The following is a 14,309-nucleotide window of genomic DNA, read 5'->3' as shown; positions in this document are numbered from 1 at the left end:
TACCTACCGCCGTGTAACCCCACGGGCCCCCCCCCGCCCGGGCGGGCGTGGCCCGATGCTGTTCTCCGGCGTCGACACCAAGTGCCCGCCCAACGGCCGTCCGGTCACCCGGACACGGTCTCCCGGTGGGGCCGGCCGCGCGAGACGACGCGCATGCCGGACTCGTCGACCACGCGGACCTGAAGGGAACCGCAGCCGCAGCGGATCCACGCCGTGTGGCCCGTGGCGGTGGAGTGGCGGGACACCACGGTGAAGGGGTCGGCGCGGTCCGGCCATCCGCAGTAGGGGCAGGTTTCGGTGCTCGTGCCGTTGGTGGTGGTCATCGGGCACTCCTTCGGTGGCAGGGACGGGCTGAGCGTCGCGACACAACCAGGGTGGATCGGCGCCACCGTGTACGTCCAGGTTGACTTTATGGATCCGACCTTGAAGCCTGGGCTTCATGATTGACCTGCGCCGACTTCATGTCCTGCGAGCGGTCGACCACTACGGCACCGTCACCGCCGCCGCCCAAGCCATGCATTTCACGCCGTCCGCGGCCTCGCAGCAGATCCGCCAACTCGCCCGGGACCTGGGCGTCCAGCTGCTGGAACCCCAGGGTCGCGGCGTGCGGCTCACCCCGGCCGCGCACAGCCTCCTCGCACACGCCGACGCGATCCAGGTCCGCTGGGAGGAGGCCGAACTCGACCTGCGGGCCGACCACGGAGCCCCCGCCGGACTGCTGCGTGTGAGCGGGTTCCCCATGGCCGTCTCGGTGCTTCTCGCCCCGATGGCCGCCCACCTGCGCAAACGCCACCCACGGCTGACGGTCAGGATCCAGGAAGCGCCGGTCCTGGAGAGCTTCGACCTTCTCTTCGAAGGGGAGATCGATCTCGCGGTCGTCGATGTCACCCCGTACAACCCACCGCTCAGTGACGCCCGCTTCGATCAACAGCCGCTCCTGGACGACCCGTACGACCTGGTCGTGCCCGACACCCACCACCTGGCGGGGCTCGCGCGCGTCGACCTCGCGGAAGCCGCTCGCGAGGAGTGGATCGCCCCCGTGCCGGAAAGCCCCTGCCGTCCGCACGTGCTGTCCGCGTGCGGCGCCGCCGGTTTCACGCCCGACATCGTCCACCACGCCCTGGACTGGAACGTCACCGCCCACCTGGTCGCCCACGGACTCGGCGTCGCCCTGATCCCCCGTCTCGCCCACCTCGCACCCCACCTGCCGATCAGCCGCGTCCCCTGCACGGGCGACCCGCACCGCAAACTCCTCTCCTGCACGCGCAGCGCCGGCCGTCGGCGCCCCGCCGTCGCGGCCGCGCTGCGGGAACTGCACGACCTCGCGCCGACAGCGGTGGCCTGAGCGCGTCGCGTGCCAGAATTGCGCCGTGGATGGGGGGATCCTCGAACGCGATGAGGAGCTCGGACAACTGGCTGCCGCCGCAAGGAAAGCGGCCGATGGCGCCGGATCGGTCGCGCTTGTCTTCGGAGAGGCCGGAATCGGCAAATCCAGCCTGGTGAAGGCCCTGCCGGAGGTCCTTCCCTCCGACGTACGCGTGCTGCTGGGAGAGTGCGACGACCTGGCGACCCGGCGACCGCTCGGCCCCTTCCGCGACCTCGTCGGCAGCGTCGGTACGGAGCTGGCCAGCGCGCTCACCGAGGGCGGCGACCGCCATCGGGTCTACGACGCCCTGCGCGCGGAGCTGAACAGGGCCCCGCACCCGGCGGTACTCGTCGTCGAGGACGTCCACTGGGCCGACGAGGCATCGCTGGACGCCCTCCGCTTCCTGGTCCGCCGGGTCGAACGGCTGCCGGCCGTCCTGGTACTGACGTACAGGGACGACGAGTTGAGCCGTGAGCACCCCCTGCACCATCTGCTCGGCATGGTCTCCCGGGCGGAGCGCGTGCACCGCTTTCCGCTCTCCCGGCTCTCCCCGGATGCCGTCCGCAGCCTGAGCGCGGCCAGCCGGCTGGATCCGGACCAGGTGTACGAGGTGACCTCGGGCAACCCCTTCTTCGTCGCCGAAGTACTGGCGGCCGGTGGCACCGGCGGCGTACCGCCGACCGTGGTCGACGCCGTACTGTCCCGGCTGCGCACACTCGACGACGGCACGCGGGACGCACTGGAGCAGCTCGCAGTGGTGCCGTCCGCGGTCGAACACCGGCTGGTCGACGCACTGTTGCCGGCCGGTGTGGCCGCGCTGACCGCGGCGGAGCAGCGCGGGTTGCTGGTCGTGACGCCGGAGCGCGCGGGATTCCGGCACGAGCTGATCCGTCGTGCCGTCGCCGACTCGCTGCCCGCCGCCCGCCGTATCGAGCTGAACAGGCATGTGCTCGCCGCCCTCGTCGCCCTGCCCGGAGCCGACTCCTCGCGGATCGTCCACCACGCGGCGCAGGCGGGCGACCTGGACGCCATCGCGCGCTACGGGCCCGACGCGGCCCGCGACGCCTCCCGCGCCGGAGCGCACCGCGAGTCAGCCGCCCACCTGCGGCTGGTCCTGCGCCGGCGCGAGCGGTTCGCCCCGGCCGAACTCGCCGACCTGCTGGAGCAGTACGCGGTGGAGAGCTACACCATCGCCGACTCCGGGGCCGCCGTCACCGCCGAGCGGGAGGCGGTCGCGCTGCGCCGGTCCCTGGGCGACACCCGGGCACTCGGCGCCGATCTGCGCTGGCTCTCCAGGATCCACTGGTGGGCCGGTGACGCCGAACAGGCGCGGGAGGCAGCCCGGGAGGCGATCACCGTCCTGGAGCCGGCGGGCGACGACCGGCTGCTCGCGCTCGCCCTCAGCAACACCTCCCAGCTCCACATGCTCTCCGACCGGCACACACAGGCCATCGCGTTCGGCGAGCGCGCCATCGCGCTCGCCCGGCGCGCGGGCGACATGGGAATCCTCGCGCACGCCCTGAACAACGTCGGCTCCTCCCGCTGGCACAGCGGCGATCCGCTGGGACGCGCCCAGGTGGAGGAGAGCCTGAAGGTGGCACTGGCAGCCGGTGAGGTCGAACACGCCTGCAGGGCCTACGCCAACATCATCTGGACGCTGCTCGAACGGCTGGAGTACACCGAGGCGGACCGGTTCCTCGCACCGGCGGTGGAACTGGCGGACCGCGCCGAACACCTGGGCTTCCTGAGCTACCTCAACGTCGAGATGGCCATGCGCCGACTCGCCGCCGCGGACTGGGAGGACGCCGAGCGATACGCGGAGGCCGGTGCGCACGACTTCGTGCCCGCCCGCTGCCCGGCCCTGACGGTACTGGCCCGGGTGCGGGTGCGCCGCGGCCGAAGCGGCGGCGACGAACTGCTCGCACAGGCGTGGGAGATCGCCGTGCGCAGCCGCGAACTCCAACGCACCGCACCCGTCGCCGGGGCCCGTGCCGAGGCGGCCTGGCTGCGCGGCGACCACCTCGCGGTCACCGAGGCCGCCGGACCGGTGTACGCGGAGGCGCGCCGGCTGGCCGCCGTACCGGCGCGGGCGGAACTCGGCTACTGGCTCGCGAAAGCCGGTCACCCGGTGCCGGCGGACGACTCGCGGCACCCGTACGCCCTGCAGGCAGCGGGGCACTGGCGCGAGGCGGCGCACGCCTGGCGGGCGGCGGGCTGCCCCTACGAGCATGCCGCCGCGCTCGCCGAGAGCCCGGACCCGGCCGACAAGCTCACCGCGCTCGCCGCACTGGACGCGCTGGGCGCGGAGCCGCTGGCCCGCCTGATCCGTGCGGAGCTGCGCGGCCTCGGTGTACGCCGGATCCCACGCGGCCCGCTCGCGGCGACCCGGGAGAACCCCGCCGGTCTCACCGAACGCCAGCTCCAGGTCATCCGGCTGCTCGCGCAGGGGCTGACCAATCCGGAGATCGCCGACCGGCTGGTGGTCTCCGTGCGCACCGTCGACAACCACGTCTCCGCGGTGCTGGACAAACTCGGCGTGCACACCCGTCGTCAGGCCGCCGCGCGCGCCGACGAACTGGGCCTGCTGCCGCGCCGGTGACGGGCGAGCAGCGGTGAGGCGGAAGGGGGGACGGGACGGCCGAAAGGTAGGTAGCCGAAGGCGGCGAGCTGGGTGACGGGCACGGATATCTGCGTACGGGAATCCGGCTAGAACAGGCGTATCGGACTCATCGGCGGGACGGACGCCGGGGACACGGACACAGGAGCCCCGAGCGCCGCCCCAGACACGGGGGATGCTCATGTCCATCACACCGGCACAGGCGGCACGCCAGGAACTGACCGGATTCGAGGGGAAGCTGACCGGTCCGGAGGACTCCGGGTACGACGAGGCCCGCGCCATCTACAACGCCATGATCGACCGACGGCCCGCGCTGGTGGCGAGCTGCACCAACGGCAAGGACGTCGCACACGCCGTCGCCTTCGCCCGCGACCGCGGTCTGCCGCTCGCCGTGCGCGGCGGCGGCCACCACGGAGCGGGCCTGGGCTCCTGCGACGACGGCGTGGTCATCGACCTGTCCCCGCTCAAGGACGTACAGGTGGACCCCGAGGCGCGGACGGTGCGCGTCGGCGGCGGCTGCGTGTGGGGCGAGGTCGACCGTGCCACCCACGAACACGGACTGGCCACGCCCAGCGGCATCATCTCCACGACCGGCGTCGGGGGCCTGACCCTCGGCGGCGGCATCGGCCATCTCGCCCGCACCTACGGACTCACCGTCGACAACCTCCTGGAGGCCGACCTGGTACTGGCCGACGGCGAGCAGGTGCGCGCGAGCGCCGACGAGAACACCGACCTGTACTGGGCGATCCGCGGGGGCGGCGGCAACTTCGGTGTCGCGACCTCCTTCCGGTTCCGGCTGCACGAGCTGAGCACGGTCGTGGCCGGCCCCACCTTCTGGCCCGTCGAACTCGGCGCCGAAGTCCTCACCGCCTACCGCGACTTCATCCCGCACGCGCCCCGCGAACTGAACGGCTTCTTCCTGTTCGGCTCCGTCCCGCCGGCCCCTCCGTTCCCCGAGGAACTGCACCTGCGCAAGATCTGCGGCGTCGTCTGGTGCTACGCCGGGGCGGATCCGGACGCGGCGGCCCGTGCGATGGCCCCCCTCCTCGACGCCCTGCCCGCGCCCCTGCTGCACGGCCCCGCGCCCATGCCGCACCCCACGATCCAGTCCGCGTTCGACGGGCTCTACCCGCCCGGCGACCAGTGGTACTGGCGAGCGGACTTCGTCAACGAGATCCCCGCCGACGCCGTCGACCGACACGCCAAGTTCGGCGCCGAACTGCCGACCTGGAAATCGACCATGCACCTGTACCCGATCGACGGCGCCGTCCACGACCACGGGCCGACCGACACCGCCTGGAGCTACCGCGACGCCCGCTGGGCATCCGTCTTCGCGGGCGTCGACGCCGACCCGGCCAACGCCGAGTTGATCAAACGGTGGTGCGTCGACTACTTCGAGGCACTGCACCCCTTCTCGGCGGGCGGGGCGTACGTGAACATGATGATGGACGAGGGCCAGGAGCGTGTACGGGCCAGCTACCGCGACAACTACGCCCGCCTCTCCCGTATCAAGGCCGACCGAGACCCGGACAACCTGTTCCGCCTCAACCAGAACATCCAACCGGCACAGCGGGCCTGATCCGCACTCGTCCGGCGCCGGCGAACGTGATGTGCAGCACGCGTGAGACCGGCGCAGGACACCGCGGAGAAGGGTTCTGGCTGCGCACGGCTTGATCGACGATCTAGCAGGGGAAAATCCCTGGCCACGGCACCTTCCATCCATTTGACACTTCGTTGAGCGCCCAGATAGGAAGCAGCTCTCTGAAGTCGAGAGGTGGATTGTGTACGAGCCGAATGTGACCGGGGACTGGCAGGAGTACGACGAGCATGCCGGCCTGCGCGTTCGCGTTCACGGCTTGGAGCCCGCGGAACCCCCGCGAGGACGCGACGACGCCGCCGAGGGGCTGAGCTACTTCCGCTTCCGCGTGACCGTCGAGAACCGCGCCGCCGAGCACTTCGGCATCCACCTCGAGGACGGACAGATCGACGTCCGTATCGGAGCCGACGGCGAGAGCGCGTTGCTCGACTGGCGGAACTCCCAGTTCATCGAGGGCTTCGACCTCTACCCGCTGCGCCGGGTCACCGCCGTGGTCTACGCGGCGGGCGCGGATGCCTGTCTGACCCAGGTGGACATCCAGATCGTGCTGAAGGTCGACGACGAGTGGACCGACCGCTACCTCTGGTCCGGAGCCATCGGCCTGCACCCCGAGGGCCCCGACGCCGACGCCCCCTCCGGCGCGGCCCGGGAGAGCCTCGCGTGCCAGGTCAGCAACTTCCTGCGGGGAGAGGAAGCGGGGCCGGGGGCGGCCTGAGGGGATGCCCCCGACCGCCCGGCCCGGCTCCGAGCGGAGCCGCTAGCCTTCGCGCAGCGGCGCCAATGCCGTCAGGGTGCCGTTCGCCCGGCCCAGCGCCCGTTCCAGAGTGACGGGGGAGTGCAGGACCCCCGTGCCGTCGGGCGGGATGAGCCACTCCAGGAACCGTGCCTGCCGGTACGGTGGCGGTACGGCGACCCAGGCGCCCTTGCCCGCGTGGCGCAGACCCGCGCCGACCCAGTGGCTCGCGGGGTCCGGCGGCAGGAAGAATCCGACTCGGTTGGCCGCGGTGTCCACCAGGGTGGGCCCGGGCACCTGGAGCGGCTCCTGCCACAGGACGTCGAGGGTGAGCAGACCGAGCTGATCGGGAACACTCAGCACGTCCCAGTACCGTCCGGCCTCCAGGAGCACGGTGCCGTTGCCCTGGTCCCACGCGCGCTTGCAGGCCCGAGGGTCCGAAGCGGCCGCGGCGAGCCACTCCACGCCTTGCATCCACAGCGAGTTCGTCATGTCGATCTCCTGAGGGTCATAGCTCCGCCGTGCCAGGTGCAGGGGAGAGTTCGGCCGGGCGCTGACCGGCGGATTTCCGCAGGTCGGCCCTGGCATATGCATGCTTGTAGATATTTCTATGCGGCGGAAGGGGTGGCGCGGCCTGGCGTTTTGGATGCGATGTTCCTGGCCCCGACCCGAGCTGCGGCGACCCGGGCCACGAGGGCAGGAACCTGCGGCACGGCACTAGGAACCTTCAGGCCCGCTCGCTACCCTCCGCCGCATGATTGCCACAGTGGTCTGGGGCACCGGCAACGTCGGCCGCGCGGCCATTCGCGCCGTCGAGGCCCATCCGGCGCTGAAACTCGCGGACGTGATCGTCCACAACCCGGAGAAGGTCGGCCGCGACGCGGGAGACCTCGCCGGACTCGGCCACGGCCTGGGCATAGCGGCGAGCGACGACGTCGACGCGGTCCTGGGCGCGGGCCCCCGCGCCGTGGTCTACGCGGCCTCCGGCGACATCCGCCCCGACGAGGCACTCGCCGACATCACCAGGGCCGTCCGGTCCGGCGCCGTCGTCGTCACCCCCGCCCTGTACGCGCTCTACGACCAGCGCAACGCCCCCGCGGAGTTCAGGGAACCGGTGCTCGATGCCATCGCGGACGGCGGCGGCTCCCTGTTCGTCTCCGGCGTGGACCCCGGCTGGGGCAACGATGTGCTGCCCCTGCTGGTCAGCGGACTCGGCACCACCATCGACGCGATCCGCTGCCAGGAGATCTTCGACTACTCCACCTACGACCAGGAGGACTCGGTCCGCAACCTGGTCGGCATGGGCCTGCCGATGGACCACGAGCCGCTGATGCTCGCCCCGTCGATCCCCACCATGGTGTGGGGCGGGCAGATACGGCTGATGGCCCGGGCCCTCGGCGCCGAACTCGACGACATCCGCGAGACCGTGCAACGCCGCGCACTGGACACGACCGTGACCACCAGGACGATGGGCGACTTCGCCGCGGGCACCCAGGGCGCGGTGCGGTTCGAGGTGCAGGGCATCGTCGACGGCGAACCCCGCATCGTCATCGAGCACGTCACCCGCATCCACGCCTCCTGCGCCCCGGACTGGCCCACGCCGCCCGACGGCGGCGACGGAGCACACCGCGTGATCATCGAGGGTCGGCCGCGCATCGAGGTCACGGTCGAGGCCACCGACGAGGGCGAGAACCGCTCCGCGGGCGGCAACGCGACCGCGGTCGGCCGGCTGGTCGGCGCCATCGACTGGCTCGTGGACGCGGAACCCGGACTCTACGACGCGCTCGACGTCCCGCTGCGCCCCGCAGTCGGCAGACTCGGAAGGAAGCAACGATGAACATCGACATCCCCGAGGGCCAGGAACCGATCGGCTATGTGTGGGGCGAGATGGTGCCCGGCATCGGCACGGCCGCCGCGAACTTCTCGCTGTCGGTGTACGAGCACACGACCCTGGGGCTGCGCGAGTTCGAGGCCGCACGGCTGCGCATCGCACAGATCAACGGCTGTCTCTTCTGCCTCGACTGGCGCACCGAGCGCGACGGGCAGAAGGTCGAGGAGCAGTTCGCCGAAGCGGTCACCGAGTGGCGCACCACCGAGGACTTCGACGACCGCACCCGGCTGGCCGCCGAGTACGCCGAGCGGTACGCCCTGGACCACCACGGGCTCGACGACGCGTTCTGGGCGCGGATGACCGCGCACTACAGCCAGCGCGAGATCGTGGAGCTGAGCATGAGCATCGGTTCCTGGCTGGCGTTCGGCCGCCTCAACCATGTACTGGGCCTCGACGCCGTCTGTGTACTCCCGGCGCACTGAGCCGTCCGCGTGCTGCGACGCGTCGAGTCGGCTGTGCACTGCCGGCGCAGAGGGGTGCCGTACGTGCGGGAGGCGCTCCCGGTCGCCTCCCACGGACACCTGCCGCGTCAGGTCATCGCTACAGGTCGGCGGCGATGATCGCTTCGATGTTCCGTTCGGCGAGCGCGGTGATGGTGACGAACGGGTTGACGCTGGTGTTGCCGGGGATCAGGGAGCCGTCGATGACGTAGAGGCCGGAATGGCCCTGGAGACGGCCGTAGTTGTCGGTGGCCTTGTTCAGGACCGCCCCACCGAGCGGGTGGTACGTGAGGTGGTCGCCCCAGATCTTGTAGGTGCCGAAGAGATCGGTGCGGTAGATCGTCCCCTCCTTCGCGTTGATCTTGTCGAAGATGGTCTTGGCCATGTCGATGGCCGGCTGCTTCCATGCCGTCTGCCAGTCCAGGTCGACGGCGGCGGTCGCGCTGTTCCAGGAGAACCGGGCGCGGTTCGGGTTCTTGGTGATGGACAGGTAGAACGAGGCGTAGGTCTCGATGCCGGTGGGCAGCGGTGCGATCTCGGAGAAGGCGCCGCCGGCCGCCCAGTTGTCGATGCCGGAGCAGGGGATGCTCGACTGGAGTGCACCGGTGGGGTCCCACATGTGGTTGGCGCGGCCGCACATGACGTTGCCGTTGTCGCCCCAGCCCTTGCCGACCTCGCTGTTGAGGGCGGGCAGGGCGCCGGTGGCCTTGAGCTTGACCAGGAGCTTGCTGGTGCCGACGCTTCCGGCGGCGAAGAACACCTTGTCCGCGGTGACGGTCTTGGTGGCGGTGGTTGCGCCGCTGGTGCTGAGCTGGTCGATGACGACGGTGTAGCCGCCGCCGGTCGCGGGGGAGACCGAAGTGACCTGGTGCAGCGGGGAGATGGTGACCTTGCCGGTGGCCCTGGCCCGGGCGAGATAGGTCTTCTGGAGTGACTTCTTGCCGTAGTTGTTGCCGTACAGGATCTCGCCGGCCAGTGCCGACTTGGGGACGGTGCCGGCCGCCTCCTGCTCCATGTAGTCCCAGTCGTATACGTCGGGCACGAAGACGAAGGGGAAGCCGGAGCGCTGGGCCTGCTTGCGGCCGACCCGGGCGTACTGGTAGCAGTCGGCCGTCTCGAACCAGGCGGGGTCGACGGTGGCGACGCCCAGTCCGGCGTTGGCCCGCGGGTAGTAGGTGCCGTACATCTCGTCGGCGTTGACCGACGGGAGGATGGCGCCGAAGTTCTCCCGCTTGGGGGTGACGGCCATGCCGCCGTTGACCAGGGAGCCGCCGCCGACGCCGCGGCCCTGGTAGACGAGGATCCCGCCGAACTGCTCCGCGTCCAGGATCCCGGTGTAGCGGGGGATGTCCTTGTCGATCGGGAAGCCGAGGAAGTTGCTGATGGGCTGCTTGGTTCTGGTCCGCAGCCAGTAGGACCGGTAGTCGGGGCTGGTCGTGTTGGCGAAGATCTTGCCGTCCGAACCGGGGGTGTCCCAGGCCATGCCCATCTCGACCATCTGCACGTCGACGCCGGCCTCGGCGAGCCGCAGGGCGGCGACCGAACCGCCGTACCCGGTGCCGATCACCAGGACGGGGACATGAGCCCCGGAGTCGAGGGAAGCGGCCGCGGCGCCCGCTGTCCTCGGGGCCGCCGTGGCGCGGCCGGCGAGAGCCACGGCTCCAAGAATAGAACCAGTTCCTGTGATGAATCTTCGACGTGATACACCGTCAGAACCCTTGTCGTGCACGGTAGTGCCACTCATGTGACGCTCCTCACTCTCGACAGAGTGAGAACAAGTTCTACTGTTGCTTGCTTGTTAAGTCACTACATACCTCAAGGTAACTTGTGGTTGATCGCTGGGCGGGCCCGCACAGGACGACCGTGCCTGAGTACGCGTACTCAGGCCGAATGCGTCGTTTGGCCCTGACGTGGCCCGGCAGTGTTCCCCAGGATGGAGTCCCCTTGCGTCGAGAGAGGTACTGATGGGCCGTGACCTGCAAGTGCGTGCTGCCACTCCGGAGGACCTTGAGTGGATCCATGAATTGCGCCACCGGGTGTACGCACAGGAGTTGGGCCAGCATGCGCCGAATCCGGGCGGGCGGCTTCGCGACGGGCTGGACGGTGACAACGTCTACCTCGTCGCGGCGCGAGGAGAGGCCCGGATCGGCTTTGTCAGCCTGACCGCGCCCTGGGCGGGGCGGTACGCGCTGGACAAGTACCTCACCCGCGACGAACTGCCGCTGCTGGACGAGGACGATCTGTTCGAGGTGCGCATCCTCACCGTCGAACCGCGCTGGCGCGCCACCGGGGCGGCGCCGCTGCTGATGTACGCGGCGCTGCGCTGGATCGCCGCCAGGGGCGGCCGCCGGGTGGTCGCGATGGGCCGCACCGAGCTGCTCGACATGTACCTGGCTGCGGGTCTGCGCCCGGTCGGCCGTACCGTGCACAGCGGTGCGTTGACGTTCGAGGTGCTGACCGGCAGCGTGACCGAGCTGACGAAACTCGCGAGGGACCGGTACGCCACCACGCTGGAGAGACTGAGGTCCGCGGTGGACTGGCGGCTTGACGTGGCGTTCGCACCCCGGCCGGACGGCTGCGAACACGGCGGTGCCTCCTTCACCGCCATCGGCACGGACTTCCGCAGTCTGCAGCGGCGCCATGAGGTGGTGGCGGCCGACGTGCTGGACGCCTGGTTCCCGCCGGCCCCGGGGGTACGGGCAGCGCTCGCGGAAGATCCGGGCTGGGCCGCCCGGACCTCGCCGCCGACCGACGCCGAAGGTCTGCTCGCGGAGGTCGCCATGGCCCGGGCGCTGCCGGTGGAGACGCTCGCGGTCGGCGCCGGTTCGTCCGACCTGATCTTCAGGGCCTTCGGCCAGTGGCTTACCCCGGACAGCAGGGTGCTGCTCACCGACCCGGGCTACGGCGAGTACGCCCACGTCACGGAGCGGGTGATCGGATGCCGGGTGGACCGGTTCCGGTTGCGCCGAGAGGACGGCTGGCGGATCGATCCGGCCCGGCTGTCCGCCGCGGTCGCATCCGGCCGCTACGACCTCGTGGTGGTGGTCAACCCGAACAACCCGACCGGCCGCCACGCGCCGGCCGCCGAGCTGCGCTCGCTGATCGCCGACGCGCCCGCCCGTACCCGCTGGTGGATCGACGAGGCGTACCTGGGCTATGTCGACCCGGCCGAGTCGCTCGTCGGCCTCGCCGCGACGGACCCGCGCGCAGTGGTCTGCACGTCGCTGTCCAAGATGTATGCACTGTCCGGGATGCGGGCCGCGTACCTGGTCGCCGAACCGGCCACAGCGGCGCAGCTACGCCGGCGGACACCGCCCTGGCCGGTCAGCCTCCCGGCCCAGCTCGCCGCGGTGGAGGCCCTGCGCGACCCGGCGTACTACCGCGACTGCTGGGAGCGCACCCATGTGCTGCGCCGGCAACTGGCCACCGGTCTGGCCGGATTGGACGAGGCCGTGGTGGTCGAGGAGGCCGTGGCGAACTTCCTCACCGTGACGCTGCCGTCCGACGGGCCGAGCGCCGCGCAACTGGTGGCCGAGTGCCGCCGCCACGACGTGTACCTGCGCGACCTGTCGCCGTTGTCGTCGGAGTACCAAGGACGCACCGTGCGCATCGCGGTCAAGGACACGGCGGAGAACGCGCGCATCGTGGCCGCGTGCCGGACCGCCCTGGACGTGCTGCGCCCTGGCGCGGACTCGCTCCTCGCGATGCCCACCGGCGTTCCCGCCGCCGGAGCCGCGAGGTGATCACGGTGGCCTCCCTGGCGCCCTACCTCGGTGGGGCGCTGGTCCTGGGCGGTATCGCGGTTGCGGCGTCCCGGCGTCGTGAGCTGATGGTCAGGTGGTGCGCCTGGGCGGTCGGAGTGCCGCTGGTCACCGGGGCGTTCTGGCTGGGCCGCCCGGGCACCGCGGCCATTGCCGTCGTGGTCGGCGTGATCGCGGTGATGGAGTTCGGCGGGCTGATGCAGCTCGGGCCGCTGGACCGTGTGGTGCTGGCCGCTGCGGTGACCGGTGTGGTGCTGGCCGCCTGGCTGGCTCCCGGAGAGGCGTTCCGGGTGGTCGGGATCGGTGCGCTCGCGGTGGCCGCGGTGCCGCTCCTGGCCGGCGACGCCGACCACGGCCTGCGCCGGACCGGCGCAGGCATGCTCGGGCTGGCCTGGCTGAGTGTCGTGGCGGCGCTGGTGCCGCTCGGGGCGAGCGCGCTCGCGCTGTTCGTGGCGGTCTCGATCGCCGACATCGTGGCGTACTTCGCCGGTCGGCAGCTCGGCGGGCCACGACTGTCACCCCTGTCACCGGCCAAACGGTGGAGCGGAACTCTGGCCGGGGCCGCGGCCGGCGTCGGCGTGCTCACTGTGCTGTCCGCGCTGAGCTGGCCGATGGCGGTCGCGGTGGCGGTCGGCGGCCCGGCCGGCGACCTTCTCGAATCCATGGTGAAAAGAGGTGTGGAGGCAAAGGACGCCGGCCGCTGGCTACCCGGCTCCGGCGGCCTGCTGGACAGGATCGACTCGTTGCTCATCGCGCTGGCCGTCGTGCTTGTCCTGCGCTGAACCTCATGATCGCCGACCGCGGATCCGGACAGCGGCCCTCCCCACCCCGACGGGTCAGGCGGCCGCCATCTCCTTCAAGGTGACCTCCAGCGGTGTCGGTTTCAGGTCGAAGGTCTCCTCGGTGTGCGCGGAGTCCAGGACGAAGGGCTGCCGGAACTGGTACTGGATCTCCGGGAGTTCACGCACGGTCGGCGAGAACAGACCGCCGAGCGTCAGCATCCAGGCGGGCATGGTGCGCAGCTTCGGAGCGCGGACCCCGGCCGTATGCGCCAGCAGTCCGGCCAGTTCGCGTACCGAGACGGGCGCCGGGGTGGGGACGTGCCAGACGTGCCCCCATGCCCTGTCGTCCCGGGACACAGCCACCAGTGCCCGGGCGACGTCCCGGACGGCGCTCCAGCTGTGCGGCGCGTCGAGGTCCCCGGGGACGAGAGCCGGCTTGCCGGCCAGCACCTTCGGGGCCACCGCCAGCGTGAACACGGAGGAGGCGCCGACGCCGATGAAGTCGGAGGCGCGCACCGCCGTGACACGCACCCGGCCCGCCCGGTGCGCGGCCAGCGCCTCCTGCCAGATCCGCGCCCGCACACCGCCCTTGACGCTGTTCGGAGCCGGTGGCAGGTCTTCGGTCATCGGCCCGTCGACCTGCCCGTAGGCATAGAGGTTGTCGAGCACGACATAACCGGCACCGGTGCGTTCCGCGGCGGTGAGCAGGGCCGCGGAGAGCGGCGGGAACGCCTTGGGCCAGGCGTGATACGGCGGAGCGGCGCAGGTGAACAGCGTCGTGGCGTCCCGGCAGATTGCGGTGACCCGGTCGGCGTCGGTGGCGTCGGCCGCGACGCGTTCGATGCCCGGATGCTCGGGCCCGCTTCCGCTGCGCGTCACGAGGCGGACGCGGCGGCCGGCGTCCGCGAGCAAGGAGGCGGTCGCGACCCCGGTGCTTCCCGCGCCCACCACGACATCAACTGACATGACCTACTCCCTCGTTGGGGGCGACTGTCGAGCCCACTGTGCCGTCGTACGGCGGCACCCCAGCATCTCGCAGGCGTCCGCGCGCGGTCCCGGGGGCCCCGGGCACCTTGCCCGTGGCGGTCGGGACCCGTGCCTCAGGTGCCCGCGCCGCGGCCC

General features: G+C 71.3%; 12 protein-coding genes. 8 read left to right on the top strand and 4 right to left on the bottom strand.

Annotated features, from left to right (window positions below; translation table 11 throughout):
* Window positions 1-104 precede the first annotated feature (104 nt).
* Window positions 105-323 (bottom strand): hypothetical protein, encoded by a 219-nt coding sequence (locus tag ABZS97_RS30180; RefSeq protein WP_356142665.1) that lies wholly within the window; start codon window positions 321-323, stop codon window positions 105-107.
* Between the two features lie 116 nt (window positions 324-439).
* Here ABZS97_RS30180 and ABZS97_RS30175 point away from each other — a divergent pair, with 116 nt between their 5' ends.
* From ABZS97_RS30175 to ABZS97_RS30160, 4 genes are all read left to right on the top strand, one after another.
* Window positions 440-1,345 (top strand): LysR family transcriptional regulator, encoded by a 906-nt coding sequence (locus tag ABZS97_RS30175; RefSeq protein ID WP_356142662.1) that lies wholly within the window; start codon window positions 440-442, stop codon window positions 1,343-1,345.
* Between the two features lie 25 nt (window positions 1,346-1,370).
* On the top strand, window positions 1,371-3,965 hold the full coding sequence (locus tag ABZS97_RS30170) for an AAA family ATPase (protein WP_356142660.1): 2,595 nt from the start codon (window positions 1,371-1,373) through the stop codon (window positions 3,963-3,965).
* Between the two features lie 199 nt (window positions 3,966-4,164).
* Window positions 4,165-5,562 (top strand): FAD-binding oxidoreductase, encoded by a 1,398-nt coding sequence (locus ABZS97_RS30165; RefSeq protein WP_356142658.1) that lies wholly within the window; start codon window positions 4,165-4,167, stop codon window positions 5,560-5,562.
* Window positions 5,563-5,764: 202 nt separating this feature from the next.
* On the top strand, window positions 5,765-6,295 hold the full coding sequence (locus tag ABZS97_RS30160; protein ID WP_356142656.1) for a hypothetical protein: 531 nt from the start codon (window positions 5,765-5,767) through the stop codon (window positions 6,293-6,295).
* 42 nt (window positions 6,296-6,337) lie between these two features.
* Here ABZS97_RS30160 and ABZS97_RS30155 read toward each other — a convergent pair whose 3' ends face one another.
* Window positions 6,338-6,805 carry a hypothetical protein gene (locus ABZS97_RS30155; RefSeq protein ID WP_356142654.1) on the bottom strand — a complete coding sequence of 156 codons (468 nt, stop codon included), beginning with the start codon at window positions 6,803-6,805 and terminating at the stop codon, window positions 6,338-6,340.
* Window positions 6,806-7,067: 262 nt separating this feature from the next.
* Here ABZS97_RS30155 and ABZS97_RS30150 point away from each other — a divergent pair, with 262 nt between their 5' ends.
* Both ABZS97_RS30150 and ABZS97_RS30145 read left to right on the top strand, forming a co-directional pair.
* Window positions 7,068-8,150, top strand: a complete 1,083-nt coding sequence (locus ABZS97_RS30150; protein WP_356142652.1) for a dihydrodipicolinate reductase — start codon at window positions 7,068-7,070, stop codon at window positions 8,148-8,150.
* Complete coding sequence (locus ABZS97_RS30145) at window positions 8,147-8,626, top strand: carboxymuconolactone decarboxylase family protein (protein ID WP_356142650.1); 480 nt, start codon at window positions 8,147-8,149, stop codon at window positions 8,624-8,626. The genes ABZS97_RS30150 and ABZS97_RS30145 overlap by 4 nt, the downstream gene beginning before the upstream one ends.
* Before the next feature lie 118 nt (window positions 8,627-8,744).
* On the opposite strand, the gene ABZS97_RS30140 is transcribed toward ABZS97_RS30145, so the two are convergent.
* Window positions 8,745-10,388, bottom strand: a complete 1,644-nt coding sequence (locus tag ABZS97_RS30140) for a GMC oxidoreductase (protein ID WP_356142648.1) — start codon at window positions 10,386-10,388, stop codon at window positions 8,745-8,747.
* Between the two features lie 220 nt (window positions 10,389-10,608).
* Between ABZS97_RS30140 and ABZS97_RS30135 the strand changes: the two genes are divergently transcribed.
* Together ABZS97_RS30135 and ABZS97_RS30130 are read left to right on the top strand one after the other, a co-directional pair.
* The gene (locus tag ABZS97_RS30135; protein WP_356142646.1) at window positions 10,609-12,387 is read left to right on the top strand and encodes a histidinol-phosphate transaminase; all 1,779 of its coding nucleotides are present in this window, start codon (window positions 10,609-10,611) and stop codon (window positions 12,385-12,387) included.
* Window positions 12,384-13,187: a phosphatidate cytidylyltransferase gene (locus tag ABZS97_RS30130; protein WP_356142644.1), complete on the top strand. Its 804-nt coding sequence runs from the start codon at window positions 12,384-12,386 to the stop codon at window positions 13,185-13,187. The genes ABZS97_RS30135 and ABZS97_RS30130 overlap by 4 nt, the downstream gene beginning before the upstream one ends.
* Window positions 13,188-13,241: 54 nt before the next feature.
* Here ABZS97_RS30130 and ABZS97_RS30125 read toward each other — a convergent pair whose 3' ends face one another.
* Window positions 13,242-14,153: an NAD-dependent epimerase/dehydratase family protein gene (locus ABZS97_RS30125; protein ID WP_356142642.1), complete on the bottom strand. Its 912-nt coding sequence runs from the start codon at window positions 14,151-14,153 to the stop codon at window positions 13,242-13,244.
* Window positions 14,154-14,309 lie beyond the last annotated feature (156 nt).

Origin of the sequence: Streptomyces sp. NPDC005485, from assembly GCF_040606085.1 — a bacterium.
Classification (GTDB): Bacteria; Actinomycetota; Actinomycetes; order Streptomycetales; family Streptomycetaceae; genus Streptomyces.
Note: the sequence above shows the minus strand (reverse complement) of the source record. Positions and strands in the feature narration are given on the sequence as shown.

Bases quoted from the DNA above. Each gene is read 5' to 3' on its own strand.
- ABZS97_RS30180 (WP_356142665.1), bottom strand. From the start codon at position 323: ATGACCACCACCAACGGCACGAGCACCGAAACCTGCCCCTACTGCGGA.
- ABZS97_RS30175 (WP_356142662.1), top strand. From the start codon at position 440: ATGATTGACCTGCGCCGACTTCATGTCCTGCGAGCGGTCGACCACTAC.
- ABZS97_RS30165 (WP_356142658.1), top strand. From the start codon at position 4,165: ATGTCCATCACACCGGCACAGGCGGCACGCCAGGAACTGACCGGATTC.
- ABZS97_RS30155 (WP_356142654.1), bottom strand. From the start codon at position 6,805: ATGACGAACTCGCTGTGGATGCAAGGCGTGGAGTGGCTCGCCGCGGCC.
- ABZS97_RS30150 (WP_356142652.1), top strand. From the start codon at position 7,068: ATGATTGCCACAGTGGTCTGGGGCACCGGCAACGTCGGCCGCGCGGCC.
- ABZS97_RS30145 (WP_356142650.1), top strand. From the start codon at position 8,147: ATGAACATCGACATCCCCGAGGGCCAGGAACCGATCGGCTATGTGTGG.
- ABZS97_RS30140 (WP_356142648.1), bottom strand. From the start codon at position 10,388: ATGAGTGGCACTACCGTGCACGACAAGGGTTCTGACGGTGTATCACGT.
- ABZS97_RS30135 (WP_356142646.1), top strand. From the start codon at position 10,609: ATGGGCCGTGACCTGCAAGTGCGTGCTGCCACTCCGGAGGACCTTGAG.
- ABZS97_RS30125 (WP_356142642.1), bottom strand. From the start codon at position 14,153: ATGTCAGTTGATGTCGTGGTGGGCGCGGGAAGCACCGGGGTCGCGACC.